The 16217-nt window shown below is 58.1% G+C and carries 16 protein-coding genes; 6 read left to right on the forward strand and 10 right to left on the reverse strand.

All coding sequences use genetic code 11. The features are described from left to right. Positions 1-15: 15 nt before the first annotated feature. The 3 genes from pdhA to ACR3EG_RS08415 form a co-directional block, all read right to left on the reverse strand. Positions 16-1005: a pyruvate dehydrogenase (acetyl-transferring) E1 component subunit alpha gene (gene pdhA / locus ACR3EG_RS08405; RefSeq protein ID WP_480494859.1), complete on the reverse strand. Its 990-nt coding sequence runs from the start codon at positions 1003-1005 to the stop codon at positions 16-18. Between the two features lie 149 nt (positions 1006-1154). Further along, a complete protein-coding gene (locus ACR3EG_RS08410; protein ID WP_480494861.1) occupies positions 1155-1454 on the reverse strand; it encodes an FtsB family cell division protein in 300 nt (99 codons plus the stop codon). 124 nt (positions 1455-1578) lie between these two features. Next, on the reverse strand, positions 1579-2769 hold the full coding sequence (locus tag ACR3EG_RS08415; protein WP_480494863.1) for a phosphoglycerate kinase: 1191 nt from the start codon (positions 2767-2769) through the stop codon (positions 1579-1581). Between the two features lie 132 nt (positions 2770-2901). Here ACR3EG_RS08415 and ACR3EG_RS08420 point away from each other — a divergent pair, with 132 nt between their 5' ends. Then, on the forward strand, positions 2902-3408 hold the full coding sequence (locus tag ACR3EG_RS08420; RefSeq protein WP_480494865.1) for a peptidylprolyl isomerase: 507 nt from the start codon (positions 2902-2904) through the stop codon (positions 3406-3408). Then, entirely contained in the window at positions 3401-3949 is a 549-nt protein-coding gene (locus tag ACR3EG_RS08425; RefSeq protein ID WP_170752611.1) for a peptidylprolyl isomerase, read from the forward strand. The genes ACR3EG_RS08420 and ACR3EG_RS08425 overlap by 8 nt, the downstream gene beginning before the upstream one ends. Before the next feature lie 47 nt (positions 3950-3996). Here the strand turns inward: ACR3EG_RS08425 and aqpZ are convergent, their stop codons facing one another. The 6 genes from aqpZ to ACR3EG_RS08455 form a co-directional block, all read right to left on the reverse strand. Further along, complete coding sequence (aqpZ, locus tag ACR3EG_RS08430) at positions 3997-4683, reverse strand: aquaporin Z (protein WP_170354504.1); 687 nt, start codon at positions 4681-4683, stop codon at positions 3997-3999. A gap of 66 nt (positions 4684-4749) precedes the next feature. After that, positions 4750-5559: a M90 family metallopeptidase gene (locus ACR3EG_RS08435; RefSeq protein WP_480494868.1), complete on the reverse strand. Its 810-nt coding sequence runs from the start codon at positions 5557-5559 to the stop codon at positions 4750-4752. Between the two features lie 89 nt (positions 5560-5648). Then, on the reverse strand, positions 5649-6149 hold the full coding sequence (locus tag ACR3EG_RS08440) for a bactofilin family protein (RefSeq protein WP_170354502.1): 501 nt from the start codon (positions 6147-6149) through the stop codon (positions 5649-5651). Next, the gene (locus ACR3EG_RS08445; protein WP_480494870.1) at positions 6139-7461 is read right to left on the reverse strand and encodes a DUF5930 domain-containing protein; all 1323 of its coding nucleotides are present in this window, start codon (positions 7459-7461) and stop codon (positions 6139-6141) included. The genes ACR3EG_RS08440 and ACR3EG_RS08445 overlap by 11 nt, the downstream gene beginning before the upstream one ends. Positions 7462-7642: 181 nt before the next feature. Next, the gene (locus ACR3EG_RS08450) at positions 7643-8458 is read right to left on the reverse strand and encodes a ferritin-like domain-containing protein (RefSeq protein ID WP_480495929.1); all 816 of its coding nucleotides are present in this window, start codon (positions 8456-8458) and stop codon (positions 7643-7645) included. Positions 8459-8541: 83 nt separating this feature from the next. Beyond that, a complete protein-coding gene (locus ACR3EG_RS08455) occupies positions 8542-9003 on the reverse strand; it encodes a peroxiredoxin (RefSeq protein ID WP_480494872.1) in 462 nt (153 codons plus the stop codon). Positions 9004-9071: 68 nt separating this feature from the next. Between ACR3EG_RS08455 and ACR3EG_RS08460 the strand changes: the two genes are divergently transcribed. The 4 genes from ACR3EG_RS08460 (at position 9072) to ACR3EG_RS08475 (ending at position 15633) form a co-directional block, all read left to right on the forward strand. Then, the gene (locus tag ACR3EG_RS08460; protein ID WP_480494874.1) at positions 9072-12461 is read left to right on the forward strand and encodes a YhdP family protein; all 3390 of its coding nucleotides are present in this window, start codon (positions 9072-9074) and stop codon (positions 12459-12461) included. 44 nt (positions 12462-12505) lie between these two features. Further along, on the forward strand, positions 12506-13555 hold the full coding sequence (gene queA / locus ACR3EG_RS08465) for a tRNA preQ1(34) S-adenosylmethionine ribosyltransferase-isomerase QueA (RefSeq protein ID WP_480494876.1): 1050 nt from the start codon (positions 12506-12508) through the stop codon (positions 13553-13555). A gap of 109 nt (positions 13556-13664) precedes the next feature. Continuing rightward, entirely contained in the window at positions 13665-14948 is a 1284-nt protein-coding gene (locus ACR3EG_RS08470) for an MFS transporter (protein ID WP_170354497.1), read from the forward strand. Between the two features lie 109 nt (positions 14949-15057). Further along, positions 15058-15633 carry a DUF924 family protein gene (locus ACR3EG_RS08475; RefSeq protein ID WP_170752620.1) on the forward strand — a complete coding sequence of 192 codons (576 nt, stop codon included), beginning with the start codon at positions 15058-15060 and terminating at the stop codon, positions 15631-15633. Here the strand turns inward: ACR3EG_RS08475 and ACR3EG_RS08480 are convergent. Then, the gene (locus ACR3EG_RS08480) at positions 15630-16064 is read right to left on the reverse strand and encodes a hypothetical protein (protein WP_170752621.1); all 435 of its coding nucleotides are present in this window, start codon (positions 16062-16064) and stop codon (positions 15630-15632) included. The genes ACR3EG_RS08475 and ACR3EG_RS08480 overlap by 4 nt on opposite strands. Between the last annotated feature and the right edge of the window lie 153 nt (positions 16065-16217).

Raw genomic sequence — 16217 nt, forward strand, 5'->3', positions numbered from 1 at the left:
GTCTTAGTCGTCCTCTCAGGCGTAAATGTCGGTCCAGAGCTCTTCGACGGAAGGCTCGGGGCTTTCTTTTGAGAATTCGGCGGCCTGGTTGACGACCTCTTTGATCTCTTTGTCGATCGCCTTCAGGTCGTCCTCGGTCGCGTGTTTGCCGGTCAGCAGCAGTTCGCGCACGTGTTCAATGGGGTCGCTTTGTTCGCGGACCTTCTGAACCTCTTCACGGGTGCGGTATTTGGCTGGGTCTGACATCGAGTGGCCGCGATAGCGGTAGGTCTTGACCTCAAGGATATAAGGGCCTTTTCCGGAGCGGCAGTGTGCGACGGCTTTCTCACCAGCGGCTTTGACCGCAAGCACGTCCATGCCGTTGACCATTTCGCCCGGGATTCCGAATGCTTGTCCGCGGTGATAGATATCTGCCGAAGAGGTGGAGCGCGCTTGCGCTGTACCCATGGCGTATTGGTTATTCTCGATCACGAAAACCACCGGAAGGTCCCACAAGGCGGCCATGTTGAACGTCTCGTAAACCTGACCTTGGTTCGCCGCGCCGTCGCCAAAATAGGTGAAGGTGACGCCGCCGTTTTCCTTGTACTTGTCGGCAAAGGCCAGACCCGCACCCAGCGGAACTTGCGCGCCGACGATGCCATGGCCACCATAGAAGTGCTTCTCTTTCGAGAACATGTGCATCGAGCCGCCTTTACCTTTGGACAGGCCGCCAATACGTCCGGTGAGTTCCGCCATCACGCCGCCCGGGTCCATGCCGCAGGCTAGCATGTGGCCGTGGTCGCGATAGGAAGTAATCCGCTTGTCGCCTTCTTCGGCAGCCGCCTCAAGTCCGACGACAACAGCCTCTTGCCCGATATACAGGTGGCAGAACCCACCGATCAGGCCCATGCCATATAGCTGACCAGCCTTCTCCTCGAATCGGCGGATCAGCAGCATTTCCCGGTAATATGTGGTGAGTTCTTCCGCAGAAACATTTGGTTTCTTTGTGGTTTTTCGCGCAGCCATATCGGCGATCTCCCCCTCTCGGCAAGATAGTTTAGCGTTAAACTATTCAATAAAGCATTTGTCGCTTTGTGGCGAGGAGAAATGTGACGCCGCGTCGAAACCTGCGGAAATCGTCGCGAAGGTGTTTTGGGTTTACTCAGTAGAAAGGGTCACTGAATAACGATCTCATCCGAACGGATCATGCCCAATACTGAACGCGCCTGCTGATCCAAAAGGTCCAGATCCAAATATGTATCTGACAGACGGCGTGTGAGGTTTTCCATCTGAGCAATCTCGGCTTCCAGATTCCCTAGATCGCGCGACAGGGCGTCCCGTTCCGCTGCAATCTCGACCCGTCGGAACAGGCCATAGTCACCCTGAACGGCAGCAAAGGTGAAATACACACCCAGCATAAAAGCTACCATAAAGAATGCGACTGCGCCCAAACCGGGCCGATGGGAACGGGACACTCTGTTTACCGCCGTATGAAACGCCTCAATAACGGGCCCTTTTTGGACCTCTGAAAGTACTATGTCACAGGCGATTCGGGTTGTGAATCCCCTGATTCGCAAAAATGCGTCAAAGGTCGGATTTTTATTGATCCAGCGCGGCGACACCCGGCAGAGTCTTGCCTTCCATCCATTCCAGGAACGCGCCGCCCGCGGTTGAGATATACGAGAAATCCTTGGCCGCGCCCGACGCGTTCAGTGCCGCGACCGTGTCGCCTCCGCCCGCGACGGATACCAACTGGCCCGAACGGGTCAGGGCGGCGGCCTTGAGCGCGGCGGCGTTGGTGGCGGCGTCAAACGGCTCGATCTCGAACGCGCCCAGCGGGCCGTTCCATATCAGCGTCTGGCTTTGGTCGAAGATATCCGAGATCGCTGCGACACTGTCGGGGCCTGCGTCTAGGATCATGCCCTCGTCAGTACACTGGTCCGCAGGCAGGATCTGGTGCGGCGCACCGGCCTCAAACTTTTCGGCGACAACGATGTCAGTGGGCAGAACGATGGTGCAGCCCGCGCCGTCGGCCTTGGCCATGATTTCGGCCGCGGTGCCCTTCATCGCGGTTTCGGCGAGGGACTTGCCGACATTCACGCCTTTGGCCACGAGGAAGGTGTTGGCCATGCCGCCGCCGATCACAAGATAATCCACCTTGGTGATCAGATTGCCCAGCAGCTCCAGCTTGGTCGAGACCTTGGCCCCGCCCACCACGGCCGTCACCGGGCGTTTCGGTGCGCCCAATGCGCCCTCGAGCGCCTCAAGCTCGGCCTGCATCAGGCGACCTGCACAGGCGGGCAGCAGCCGGGCAATGGCCTCGGTCGAGCTGTGGGCGCGGTGCGCGGCGGAAAACGCGTCGTTGCAATAGACATCGCCCAGACGCGCCATACCTGCGGCCAGATCGGCGTCATTCTTGGTTTCAGCCGCATGGAAGCGAGTGTTTTCCAGCAGCAGCACCTGGCCGGGCTGCAGCAGTTCAGCGGCCAGTTCGGCCTCGGTCCCGACGCAATCGGCGGCGAACAGAACATCTGCGTCAAAGGCGGTGGTCAGGGTGGGGATCAGCTGTTTCAGCGACAGGTTCTCGCGGCGCTCGCCACCCGGACGGCCGAAATGCGCCAGCAAGATCGGCTTGCCGCCTGCTGCAAGGATATCGCGCACGGTGGGTACGATGCGCTGAATACGGGTGGCGTCGGTCACAACGCCGTCAACGACCGGCACGTTGATATCCACGCGCACCAGCACGCGCTTGCCGTTCAGATCCATATCGTCCAGCGTTTTCCAGCCCATCGTTCCATCCTTGCCGTTAAATACGATTTAGGCGGTTCTTTTCCTGCATTTTGCCCTCAGGTCAATGCGTCACTTGGCATTCACGCCCATGCCGCATAGGTATTTGCGCAAGACAAACGACAGGAGGGCCTCATGGCCGAGATCAAGGATCCCGAAAACACCATCATCATCGAACTCAAAGGCGGCAATGTCGTCATCGAGCTGCTGCCCGACGTGGCCCCCCAGCACTCGGCCCGGATGAAGGAACTGGCGCGCGGCGGTGAGTATGACAACGTGGCCTTCCACCGTGTGATCGAGGGTTTCATGGCCCAGACCGGCGACGTTCAGCACGGCGACATGGAAGACGGGTTCAACATCCGTATGGCAGGCACAGGTGGGTCGTCGCTGCCCAACGTTCCGGCTGAGTTTTCGAAACTGCCGCATGACCGGGGCACGCTGGGTGCCGCGCGGTCGCAGAACCCGGATTCAGCCAACTCTCAGTTCTTTATCAACTTCAAGGACAATCACTTCCTGAACGGCCAATACACCGTTTACGGGCGCGTCATCGACGGGATGGAGCATGTAGACGCGATTGTTCGCGGCGAGCCGCCGATGAACCCCGACCGGATGATCAGCGTCAAGGTGGCGGCCGATGTATAAGCTAGCCGCCGCCTTTGCCGTTTTGGCCAGCCCCGCGCTGGCCACTGGCCTTGAGATCGAGATTGAAGGTGAGGGCGCCAATGGCACCGTGACTGTCGATCTGTTTGATGACCTTGCCCCGAAACATGTCGAGCAGATCAGCGCTCTGGCGGCTGAAGGCAAATATGACGGGGTGGTCTTCCACCGCGTGATCGAAGGGTTCATGGCGCAAACCGGCGATGTTGAACATGGCCGTCTGGGCAGTGACCTGCGCCGCGCCGGGACAGGCGGGTCGGATCGTCCCGATCTGGCAGCCGAGTTTTCGGACTACAATTATGATCGTGGCGTGATCGGTATGGCGCGAGCCCAGGACCCCAACAGTGCAAATTCGCAATTCTTCATCATGTTTGCGCCGGGGCCGTTCCTGAACGGCCAATACACGGTTGTAGGTCAGGTAACGGGCGGGATGGACGTCGTCGATGCCATCAAGCGTGGTGACGGACCTAACGGCGCAGTGATCGGACAGCCTGATGTAATGAAAAAGGTCACAGTGACCGAGTAACAGAAAAGGCCCCGTGGCAATGCGCTTCGGGGCCTTTTTTTAAAGGCTCAATCGTCGCCGATCACATTCCAGATGATCGCGCCAATGATGCCCCCCGCCAATGGGGCCGCCCAGAACAGCCATAGCTGCTCCATCGCGGGGCCTTCGGCAAACAGGGCAACTCCGGTTGATCGGGCCGGATTGACCGATGTGTTTGTCACCGGGATCGAGATCAGGTGGATCAGTGTCAGGCCAAGGCCGATGGCAATCGGCGCAAACCCGGCTGGTGCAAATTTCGACGTCGAACCCAGAATGATTAATAGGAAGAAAGCGGTCAGCGTGATTTCGATCACAAGCGCCGATGCCATTGAATACCCCTGCGGCGAGGCCTCATCGAAACCGTTGGTGGCAAAACTGCCAACCCCTTCGAAACCCGGCGCGCCGCTGACGATCACGTATAGGACGGCGGCGGCAGCGACAGAGCCCGCAACCTGAGCGATCCAATACGGGATGAGAAGCTTTGGCGAAAACCGGCCACCAACTGCAAGGCCGAGACTGACTGCCGGGTTGAAATGCCCGCCCGAGATTTGACCGACCGCATAGGCCATGGTCAGAACCGTCAGGCCAAAGGCAAAGGATACACCCAGCCAGCCGATGCCCACATCGGCCACACCAGCTGCCAGAACGGCGCTGCCGCATCCGCCCAGAACCAGCCAGAACGTGCCGAAGAATTCGGCCATGAGTTTTGATGACATGAAAAGCCCTCCCAAAAACAATGGGTTCACTATAATTCAAAAATGAATTTTTGTGAAACTGTACTGTCAGGCCCAGCTTGCAGGGTCCAGTTGGAATAATTTGGCCAGTTGTTCGTAGACCTCGGGCGCCTCGGACTTGAGCGCGACGGGCCGTTCAAAGAAAACTTCGACCGAGACTGCAAAGAACTCCTCATGCCCGGTAGCGCCATAGGGGTCGATAACGGTGTGTCGACCATGTTCGACGGCGCTGACATGCGCGTCATAGGCGGTCAGGAACACCCGTTCCCATTCCGCAAAGCTCTGACCGTTGCTGAGGATTGGCACTCCGTTTGTGCCCCCCGAGAGGTCGTCGACCTGATGCGCGAACTCGTGCAACACGACATTCTGCCCGTCGCGATCATTCAGCGCGCCTTGCTGGCTGTGCGTCCAAGACAGGATCACCGGGCCGCGATCCCAACTTTCGCCCGTGCGCACGATCTCTTTCTCGCTGACAACATAGCCATCCTGCCTGCGCTGACGCGACTTGAATGCAGCGGGGTAGATCAGGATCGTGGTCAGGTTGTCGTACCAAATATCCCGATTGACCAGTAACAGACTGGCCTGTGCGGCGATGGCCAGTTCCATCTCTTCGGTGACGTCCAACCCGTCACAACCAAAAAAGCGGACCTGATCCAGGAATAGATTGACCTTGCCGTCCAGCTTGGCCCTCAGATCTTTCGGTAGGCGGCGTATCAAAGGCACCTGAGCGTCGATCACACGACGCTGATGATCGGACAGCGGGGCGGCCAGCAGCGCATTGCGCGCCTGAGTCTTGGACCAATGGCGATAGGCAAAAAAGCCGATGACCAACAGCAGAACCGAGAAAAAAAACAGCATTTGCAAAGACTACTATGCGCAACCGAGGCTTGAAACCAAAAACGCCGCAGGTTTCCCCGCGGCGTTCATAGAATAAGGCAGAGCCTGCTTTACTGTTTGACCTCTGCAGCCGGGTTTGCACCACCCTTGGCGCTGCGGCCGGGGTTCAGCGGGTCGTCCTGACGCTGAACCGAACCTTCGAAATGCGCGCCGCTTTCAATGGCGATGGTCTTGTGGATGATGTCGCCTTCGACACGTGCGGTCGAGGTCAGACGGACTTTCAGACCGCGCACGCGGCCTACGATGCGGCCGTTGATCACGACATCATCTGCAGTGACCTCACCCTTGATGGTCGCAGTTTCACCGATGGTCAGCAGATGGGCGCGAATGTCACCTTCGACAGTGCCTTCCACCTGAATATCGCCGGATGTTTTCAGGTTGCCGGTGATGTGCAGATCTGACGACAGAACCGAAGCCGGGGGCTTGGGCTTGGGCGCAGTGCTGGCCTTGGCTTCTGACGGCGCAGGCGCGGCAGGCGTCGCGGGGGCAGCCGGTTTTGCGGCCTCTGTGTCTTTGGTTCCGGGCTCGTTGATTTTGCTCTTAGAAAACATTTCTCGCAGCCTTGATGTAAGTCATTGGGTTAACAGGTTTTCCATTCACGCGTACCTCGTAATGAAGATGCGTGCCGGTCGACCGTCCGGTGCTACCCATATCAGCAATATGATCCCCGCGCGAGACCCTTTGACCAACCTTTACGCGTATCTTGGTGTTATGAGCATAAAGTGTCTCAATTCCGAAGGCGTGCTTAATTTTTACCAATCGCCCGAACCCTGACTGCCAGCCAGCATGGGTGACCACACCATCGGCGGTCGCGAAGATATCCGTTCCATGCGCACCAGCGAAATCGGCACCGTTGTGCATGCGGCGTCCGCCCGTTTTGGGGTCGCGACGGGTGCCGAAGCCACTGGTGTAACGCACCACCGCGTTCACGGGGCTTGCAAACGGCGCCTTTTCGGCGGCAATGCGATAGAGGTTCAGCTGGTCCATCTGCTGCAGCAGAGTATTCGCGCGGACTTCGTCGGGGGTCAGTTCCTCGCCGCGCGTGCTGAAGGATATGGGGGTTAGGGGGCCGCCCATGCCGCTGTACCCGCGCCGTACTTCTTCAATGATACGGTCTGTGGGCATTCCTGCCTGACGGAACATCTTGTCGAGCGGCTCGACCGAGATAACCATCGCCTCTTCCAGCTGACGGAAGATTTCGTCGCTGCGTTCCTGCATGAGCCGGATTTCCAGCTCAAGGTCATCACGCTGTTCAAGCGCGTCCCTGGCGTCGGCTGCGATCTGGTCCCGTTCCAAGGCCGTACGGGCCAATGCCTGGGTCATGAAATCCATCTGAGCCGGATTGCTTACATTTGCCATGTAAGCGTCCGCGCCATCCTCCTGCTTGAGGCTGACCAACTCCAGACGCGCGTCTTCGCGCTGCTTCATGGTCGCACGCAAAGTAGTCTGAATGACTTCAATGCCCGTTTCCAACTCGCGGCGGCGGTTTTCCGACGCCAGAAGCTCGGATTGCATCGTCGAAATTTGTTCAAGCGCCGTGTTGAAACGGTCCTGGGCCATTAGAGCCTCAGAGGCACGCATATCCCGCTCAGCCGAAAGTACGTTCAGACGTTCCTGATAGGTTGTCTGATCCCGCTTGGCCTGCTCGCGGAAATTACCTGATCCAATGCTGTCCATCAGCAGGATTGCGGTTGCGACGGCAGTCCAGCCAACGAAGACAGCGACGCCCGCAACGGCAATCACCTGCGTCTCGGAACTGAGACGGATAAACTGCGTATCATTATCAGATTTCAGAAAAACCCGGCGTTCAGGAAAGTGCCGCTCGAGCAGTGAGTGTAGTTTGATTGCCAGACGTGTTCGCACGCGTCTTCCCTCTGTCCATCCCCAAATTCGGGACCGGTTGTGAGTGTTCTCCGTCCCTTGGGGCAATTGCATAGAGGGGACATGTGATTTGGGCAAGTTTGTTAACTAGTTCACACATGAAACCGGTTTTTTCCCGCCAGTTTTAGGCGGGAAGTTGCCGATAGCGTCAACTTGCGCATGTTTAATGGGCTTGACCTGGCGCAGGCAGGTCTTCGGTCAGAGGCCAGTAAAAGTCGGGTGGCAACCCGGCTTCAGCGCGTTTTTCCTCGTTGAACGGAGGTTTAAGGACCCCGTGGAAATAGCGCCGTACAAGCTCATGAAACACATCCTTGGGATCTGCATTCTCTCTTCCGCACAAAAAGTGGAACCATTTTGATCCATAGGCGACATGTCCCACCTCTTCGGCATAGATGACCTCAAGCGCGGCGATCGCGTGGTCGTCCTTGGCTTTGCGGAAGATGTCGATCATGCCCGGCGTGACGTCCAGCCCGCGAGCTTCAAGCACCATTGGAACAACCGCTAGGCGGCCCATCAAGTCCTCGGCCGTGTCTTCTGCGGCGCGCCACATGCCGGCATGGGCGGGCAGGGCACCATAGTGACTGCCCATGCGTTCAAGGCAATCGCAAACCATTTCGAAATGGCGCGATTCTTCTTCGGCGCATTTGACCCAGTCGTCATAGAACCCAATTGGCATGGGAACATGCCCGAACCGCGCAATGATATCCCAATGCAGGTCAACCGCATTCAACTCGATATGGGCGACTGCGTGCAGCAGAGCGATCCGTCCCGCTTCGGTGCCAGGTTTGCGTTTGGGTACTTCGCGGGGAGACAGCAGTTCAGGCCGTTCCGGCCGCGCCGGTTGTAGCGGAGGCGTCGAGGTGCCGACCTCGATCTCGGGTGTATCGCCTTTCCGCGCCGTGAACCATTCGGCAGCATAACGTTTGGACAGGGCGGTCTTGGCCCGCCCATCCGCCGTGGTCAGAACTTCGGTTGCCATCTGGGTCAGTGTTTTGGGCACAGGTCCGCTCCGTTCAGGTTTGGGCGGGTCTTAAACCGGATGGCAACCGCAGGAAAGAGCCGTCAGAGCGCGCGCACCGCCTCAAGCACCTCGTCCACATGGCCGGGCACTTTGACCTTGCGCCAAACGCGGGCAATCTTGCCCTCGGCGTCGATCAGAAATGTAGACCGTTCGATCCCCATCGACTTGCGGCCATACATGTTCTTTTCGACCCAGACGCCATAGTCTTCGCAGACGGTTGATCCTTCGTCGGACAAAAGCGGCGTGGTCAGGCTGTGTTTGGCGACGAATTTGTCATGCTTGGCGACGCTGTCGCGCGAAATGCCGAAAACGTGAGCCCCGGCATCGGCAAAGGCCTGAAGTTGTTCCGAGAAACCGATGGATTCCTTGGTGCAGCCCGGCGTATCATCACGGGGATAGAAAAACAAAACGACGGCACCTCCGCGCAGATCCGACAACGTGACCTCGCCACCGCCGTCACGGGGCAAAGTGAAATCAGGGGCGATGTCTGTAACGTCGGGCATTGGAAACTCCGTTAAAGGTTTTTATGTGCTGCTCGGGATCATAGGGCGGTACGAGCGGGTTGAAAGGCGTGGATAGCAATTTGGTGCAGCACGACGAAAAAAGTGCAGACCAGAGCCAGACACCTCGGCGTCGCAGGTCGCGCCGCCGGTTGGCCGCCTATGTGACCCTTGGCGTTACTTTGACACTGGGCGGGTTGGCTGTTGCCGGTTGGTTCTTTCTGATCGGTCACCAGTTGCACGCGCCGCAATGGATGCGCACTCAGGCTGAAAAACGGCTGGATCAGACGTTGGGCGGTTTGAAGGTCAGGTTTGGAGAGGCGACGTTTTTTGTTAATGAGCAGTGGCTTCCTCGCCTCAAGTTAAGTGACGTGACGATCAGCGACGCGACCGGGCAACAGATCGCTCAGGTCGGAGATCTGCGCACGCGCCTGTCAATGCGGGGCCTCCTGCGCGGGCAAATCCGGCCCCGCCGCATCATCCTGCAGGATGCGCAGATCGCGCTGACGCGTAACAAGGACGGAGCGCTGTCGCTGACGGTCGGATCCGGCAGCTCTCCGGTGCAAGAAGCGCCGACGCTGGCCGAGTTGATTGAAGAATCGGATGACGTGTTCTTGTCACCGATCTTGTCCGGTTTGCGCTCGGTCGAGCTGCAATCGCTGACGTTGGATTACCAAGACCTGCGGCTGGGACGGGCTTGGGTGTTTGATGGCGGTCATATCAACGTAACGCGCGATGGGGACGAGATGCGCCTTGCCACCGGGTTCTCGGTTCTGACGGGACGGGACTATGCCAGTTCGATTGAGGCAAACTACACAAGCCTTCTAGGCAGCCCACAGGCGAGTTTCGGGTTTTCGATCACAGACTTACCAGCTGAAGATATAGCGGGGCAAAGCCTCGCCCTGTCGTGGTTGCAGGTTCTGAAAGCCCCGATTTCAGGATCTTTGCGTGGCAGCGTCGATGACCAGGCGTCTCTGGGCCCACTATTCGCGACACTGAACCTTGGTGCGGGTGCAGTTCAGCCGACGCCCGAGACGCGCCCTATACGGTTCGACTCGGCCCGTACATATTTCACCTATGACCCGAGCCAGCACGTACTGGACTTCAACGAAGCATCCGTGGTCTCGGATCTCGGGGCGGTTCAAGCTGAAGGCAAAGCGTTTCTGGAGGGCATCGAAGATGGTACGCTAGAGAGCCTGACCGCTCAGTTGAAGCTGAACGACATCGACATCTATCCCGGTGGTCTTTTCCCGGAATCGTTGGAATCAGCCCGAGCTGAGTTGGACTTTCAGATGAAGCTCCTGCCTTTCGAACTACGCCTGGGGCAAATGACGCTTGTCGAAGCTGGTCATACGCTGCGGGCCTCGGGGCGCTTGCTGGGTCGCCCGGACGGATGGGTGGCGGCGCTGGATGCTGATCTGGACAATATGACCGCGGACCGATTGCTGAACTATTGGCCCGAAATTTTGGCTCCTAAGCCGCGCTTGTGGGTGTCAGAAAACCTGTACGAAGGCGATTTTTCGGGCGTAGAATTCTCGCTGCGCCTGCGCCCTGAAACCAAGCCAGATATCTATTTGGGGTTCGGTTTCGATAACGCAAAGATAAGATTCGCCAAGACCCTGCCGCCCATCCAGAACGCGCAAGGGCGGGTGAGTTTGTTGGAAAACCGGTTTACGGCCTCGGCAGAAAGCGGCGTTGTTATCGCCGATCAGGGTGGCGCCGTGGATGCATCGGGGACGTCGTTTATCATCCCTGACACGACACTTAAAAAGAACTCGCCCGCGATTGTGCGGATCAAGGCCAAGGGTAAAGCCACTGCCGCGCTGTCGCTGCTTGATCTGCCGCCACTGGAGTTGCTGAGCAAAGCCGGATTGCCAGTAGATCTTGCAGCAGGAGATGTCAGCCTGTCAGGCACGCTGTCGCTGCCGATGAAGAAGGGGCTAAAGTTCGAAGACACCGAGTTCCACTTTACCGGTGACATAGACAACGTGGAAAGCGATCGTCTGGTTCCGGGGTTCGTTGTCAGTGCCGACCGGCTGACCCTGTCCGGAGATCAGACTGCCGTCGAGATCGGAGGGTACGGCCTGTTTGGCGACGTTCCAATGCATGCAACATGGCGACAGCCCATCGGAGGGGCAGCTCCGCAACGCAGCGAACTCTCAGGCGAAATCGAACTGTCTCCGCGTCTGATGACCGAGTTGAAGGCCGGGCTGCCGCAAGGGATGCTGACCGGAGAAGGGACGGCTGACATCACATTGGGCATCGGCGCGGGCGAGCCCACAGAGCTCACCGCGACTTCTGATCTGGTGGGGGTCGGCCTGTCGATCCCCGAACTGGGTTGGAGCAAAGGCCGTCGGACCAAAGGCGCAATGACCCTCGATGCGACGTTGGGCGATCAGCTGCGGGTCAACTCGTTGAAACTGGATGCAGCAGGACTTCGCAGCACCGCGTCGATTTCGTTCCGCGAGGGTGGTGAGTTCGATAAGGTCGAATTCAGCTCGTTCGATCTGGGGAACTGGCTTGCAGTTCCGGCGGAACTGGTCAGCCGCGGCGCATCCGTGCCCGATATCCGGGTACAGGGCGGGGTGATGAATCTTGGGGCGGCCACCTTCGGAGGAAGTGGTGGCAGTGGCGGCGGAGGCGCTGGAAACGGGCCGAACCTGGATGTGGTATTGGACCGCCTGCAAGTGACAGACAGCATCGCCCTGACGGGTTTCAAAGGCGATTTCCGAACCACGGGCGGCGTCACCGGCGCGTTCACGGCACGTATCAATGGTGCTGCGCCGGTTCGGGGTACTATCACCCCCAGAGGTGCACGCAGCGCGGTCGAATTGACATCAGAAGATGCCGGTGAGGCGTTGCGATCTGCCGGGGTGATTACGCAGGCCCGCGGCGGAACCTTGACCATGACATTGGAACCAGTAGGCAACGACAGCAACTACGACGCCTATCTGAAAATATCAAACACCCGCATAACCGATGCTCCGGCGATGGCGGCGCTGCTGAACGCCATCAGCCTTGTCGGTTTGATCGACGAAATGGCCGGGCAAGGCATCTTTTTCTCGACTATCGAAAGTCGGATGCGCATTACGCCGACCGAGATCAAGGTCTTAAGTGGCAGCGCCGTTGGTCCCTCAATGGGGCTGTCGTTCGACGGTACGGTTGATCTGGCAAACGGGCTGCTAAATCTGCGGGGGGCGATCTCGCCGATCTACCTGGTCAATGCGATCGGTAGTGTTTTCACCAAGAAGGGGGAAGGGGTGATCGGCTTTAACTATACGCTGACCGGCCCGTTGAGTGCGCCTAAAGTGTCGGTCAATCCACTGTCCGGTCTGGCCCCTTTGTTTTTACGTAATCTGTTACGTGCACCGGCGCCGACCGTGGCAGATGGCCCGAATGCGCAACCCGTTCGACCCGACAAGCCGAAAAAGACCTTTGGGTCTCCGTCCGGCGATCGGTGAATTGGGCTGTTGCTGAATCCACTGGGGCCTTGTAAGGCGCGCGCATGAAACTGAGCGATTTTGATTTCCACCTGCCTGAAGATTTGATTGCCACGCGGCCTGCGACCCCTCGGTCATCGGCGCGTCTGTTGGTTGCAAACGGCGACGTGACTTCGGACGCGCATGTTTTCGATCTGCCCGACTGGCTGCAACCCGGAGATCGCCTTGTTCTGAACGACACCCGCGTGATCCCCGCACGGTTGAGCGGCCGCCGTCATCGGGACAGTGCGCAGGGGCCGGTCTCAGCCGCGATCGAGGCGACCCTGCTGGAGCCGCAGGCGGACGGGACATGGGCCGCTTTGATCAAGCCGTTGAAAAAGGTCAAACCCGGTGAGGATATCCGGTTTTCGGATGAGTTGAGCGCGACGCTGGACCGGGTCGAAGACGGGCAGGCCCACCTGCGGTTCAATCTGACGGGTGAGGATTTCGACACCGCGCTGGAGCAGGCCGGAGCGATGCCTTTGCCGCCCTATATCGCTGCCAAGCGCCCGGCAGATGAACAGGACAAGACCGACTATCAAACCATATGGGCGCGCAATTCTGGCGCAGTCGCGGCCCCTACGGCATCGTTGCATTTCGACCCGGCGTTGATGCTGGCACTTCAAGCGCGGGGCGTGGCGATTACTCATGTCACATTACATGTCGGGGCGGGGACTTTCCTGCCGGTCAAGGTCGAGGATGTAGCAACCCACAAGATGCATGCGGAATGGGGTCGGGTCAGCGAAGCGGCCGCGCAAGAAATCCGTGACACCAAAGCTGCTGGTGGCCGGGTGATCCCGGTCGGCACAACAGCGTTACGACTGATCGAAAGCGCGGCGCGCGGTGGCGACATTCAGGCTTGGGAAGGTGAGACAGACATTTTCATCTACCCGGGGTTTCAGTTCAACGTGACCGACGCGCTGATGACGAACTTTCACTTGCCGAAATCTACATTGTTGATGCTGGTATCGGCATTGATGGGGCAAGATCGGATGCGCGACGTCTATGCCCATGCGATTGAACAGAAATATCGCTTCTTCTCATATGGGGATGCGTCGCTGCTGGTCCCAAAGTGACGTAAGTGTCGGGATCACGTCATCGTAATGTCGTAGACAAACACGACGGATACCCGCTTTCATATCAAAACGAACCTAAACGTCAGGTCGGCATAATTCGGAGGCCCCAATGATTCAGGTCCTTTCCAGCGCATGGGCGCTTCTTCTTGGGATGGGTCTTCTTATGATAGGCAACGGCTTGCAGGGGACGATCCTCGGTGTCCGTGGCGAGATCGAGGGGTTTTCGACCCTCCAGATGTCATTCGTGATGTCGGCCTATTTCGTGGGATTCCTCGGCGGATCCCGCCTTGCGCCCGAGATGATCCGGCGTGTCGGACATGTCCGTGTCTTTGCTGCGCTGGCCTCATTCATTTCGGCAGTGATGATCATGTATCCGTTGCTCACCAACGAGATTGCGTGGATTCTGGGCCGGGTTGTGATCGGGTTTTGCTTTTCCGGTGTGTATGTCACCGCTGAAAGCTGGCTGAACAACGCGGCCAACAACGAAAACCGCGGGCAAGCGCTGTCGCTTTACATGATTGTGCAGATGACCGGGATCATCTCGGCGCAGGGGCTTGTCCTGATTGGTGACCCGTCCGGCTATGAGACGTTCGTGATCGCCTCGATTCTGGTTTCGGTTTCTTTTGCACCGATCCTGCTGTCGATCTCGCCGACACCGGCCTTCGATACCACCAAACCGATGACCCTGCGCGAGTTGATGGGGAAATCTCCGTTGGGATGTGTTGGGATGTTCCTTCTGGGCGGCGTGTTCTCGGCCCAGTTTGGCATGGCTTCGGTCTATGGCGCGCGGGCAGGTTTGTCATTGGCCGAAATCTCGACCTTCGTGGCCGCGTTCTACGTCGGAGCGGTGCTGCTGCAATACCCTCTGGGGTGGTTTTCGGACCGGATGGACAGGCGTTTTCTGATTATGCTGGTGGCGATCACTGGGGCTGCTGGGGCGGTCTGTGGCATGCTGTTCGGCGTGTCGTTCCCGATCCTGTTGGTCTCGGCTTTTGTCATTGGCGGCATGTCTAACCCGCTCTACTCGATGCTGATCGCCCATACGAACGACTTTCTGGAGCATGAAGATATGGCAGCTGCGTCCGGAGGGCTGGTGTTCATTAACGGTATGGGCGCAATCTCGGGGCCGCTGATTACAGGTTGGTTGATGGGGGACAAAGTCTTGGGACCGCCGGGCTTTTTCCTGATCATTGCTGCGTTGCTGGCCATGACGGCTGTTTATGCGATGTACCGCATGACACAGCGCGCCGCGATTCCCGTCGACGAGACCGGTACAATGTCTCCGATCTATCCAACATCCTCGCCCGTTGCCTTCGAGGTCGCGCAGGAAGTGGCCATCGAAGCGGCCGAGGAAGCGGCCGAGGCCGAGCAGGATACGCAGAATGTTGCCTAAAAAACGGAATTATTGCGCAAATGTTGCAATATGTTACTGTCACAAATCTGTAAAACGCCCTTAAATGACGTTACGTCCCTGGGGAGGCGAACATACGGAGTTAAGGGCAATGGCAGGGCCTGAAGACGTACTGAGTTATTGGTTGGATGAAGTCGGCCCCAAGGGTTGGTATTTGCAGGATGAGGCGCTGGATGCCGAAATCCGGGAAAAATTCCTGACCACGTGGGAAGCTGCGAGTGAGGGCAAGTTCTCACTTTGGCTTACCTATCCCAGCGGCGCGCTGGCCTACATCATTCTGATGGACCAATTCCCGCGCAACATGTTCCGAGGCAGCGCCAAGGCGTTTGCGTCTGATCGTGCGGCGTTGTCGGCCGCGAAATGTGCCGTCGACAAGGGTTGGGATCTTAGGATCGACGAACCCGCCAGGCAGTTCTTTTACCTGCCACTGATGCACTCTGAGAACCTGTGTGATCAGGAACGCTGCGTGCGACTGATGTGTCAAAACATCCAAGGCGATGCCAGCAATCTGTTGCACGCCCGAGCCCATCGTGAGGTGATCCGCCAATTCGGTCGTTTCCCGTACCGGAACGAGGCGCTGTCGCGCCCCATGACCGAACACGAAGCAGCCTATGTGGACATGGGTGGCTATGGGGCGACGGTGCGGGAATTGCAGGCTGCTGGTTAACTACCTGGTACGCACCCACGAATAGCGATAATTCGGTCGGCGGCAACGTCGGCCGTGGTTGTAATAGCGGTTTGTATCAGCTCATCCGGTGCTTCGGTCAGGTCTGCGATGCGTGTCTGAGCTGCTTGCAGTTTAGTTTCGAGCCCGTCGAGTTTACCTAGTGCCGCAGATATCTGTTGCGCTGTGGCGCTGTCGAAAAGGATTGTATTGTCTCGCAGCGAGGAAAGCTCGCTGCGCAAGGCCGTCAATTCTCCGCGCACGCCCTGAACCTCGTCTTTAAGCGGGGCAACGATGTGAAGGTTCTCTGCGAAGGCTGTCGTGACGCCTTCGACGGTCGATGCTAGTTTCCAGCCCAAAAACAAACACAAAGCCACCAGGATCAGCGTTGCGTTCAACATAGCAAGCAACAGGTCGGAGAGTGTTCTGGCCATGATAAGTCATTCCAATTCGTCGTGAAAAAATAATGGGTCGGGTTGCCCCGGTATCTATGTTCTAGCCATTAGCAACTGTGCGGTATAGGCTGAAAAATGCGCGATAAGCGCGAATTGACCCGCCGTTAGTAGTGTCGCGGGCAATTTCGTTGA

This window comes from Ruegeria sp. AM7 (genome assembly GCF_056535965.1).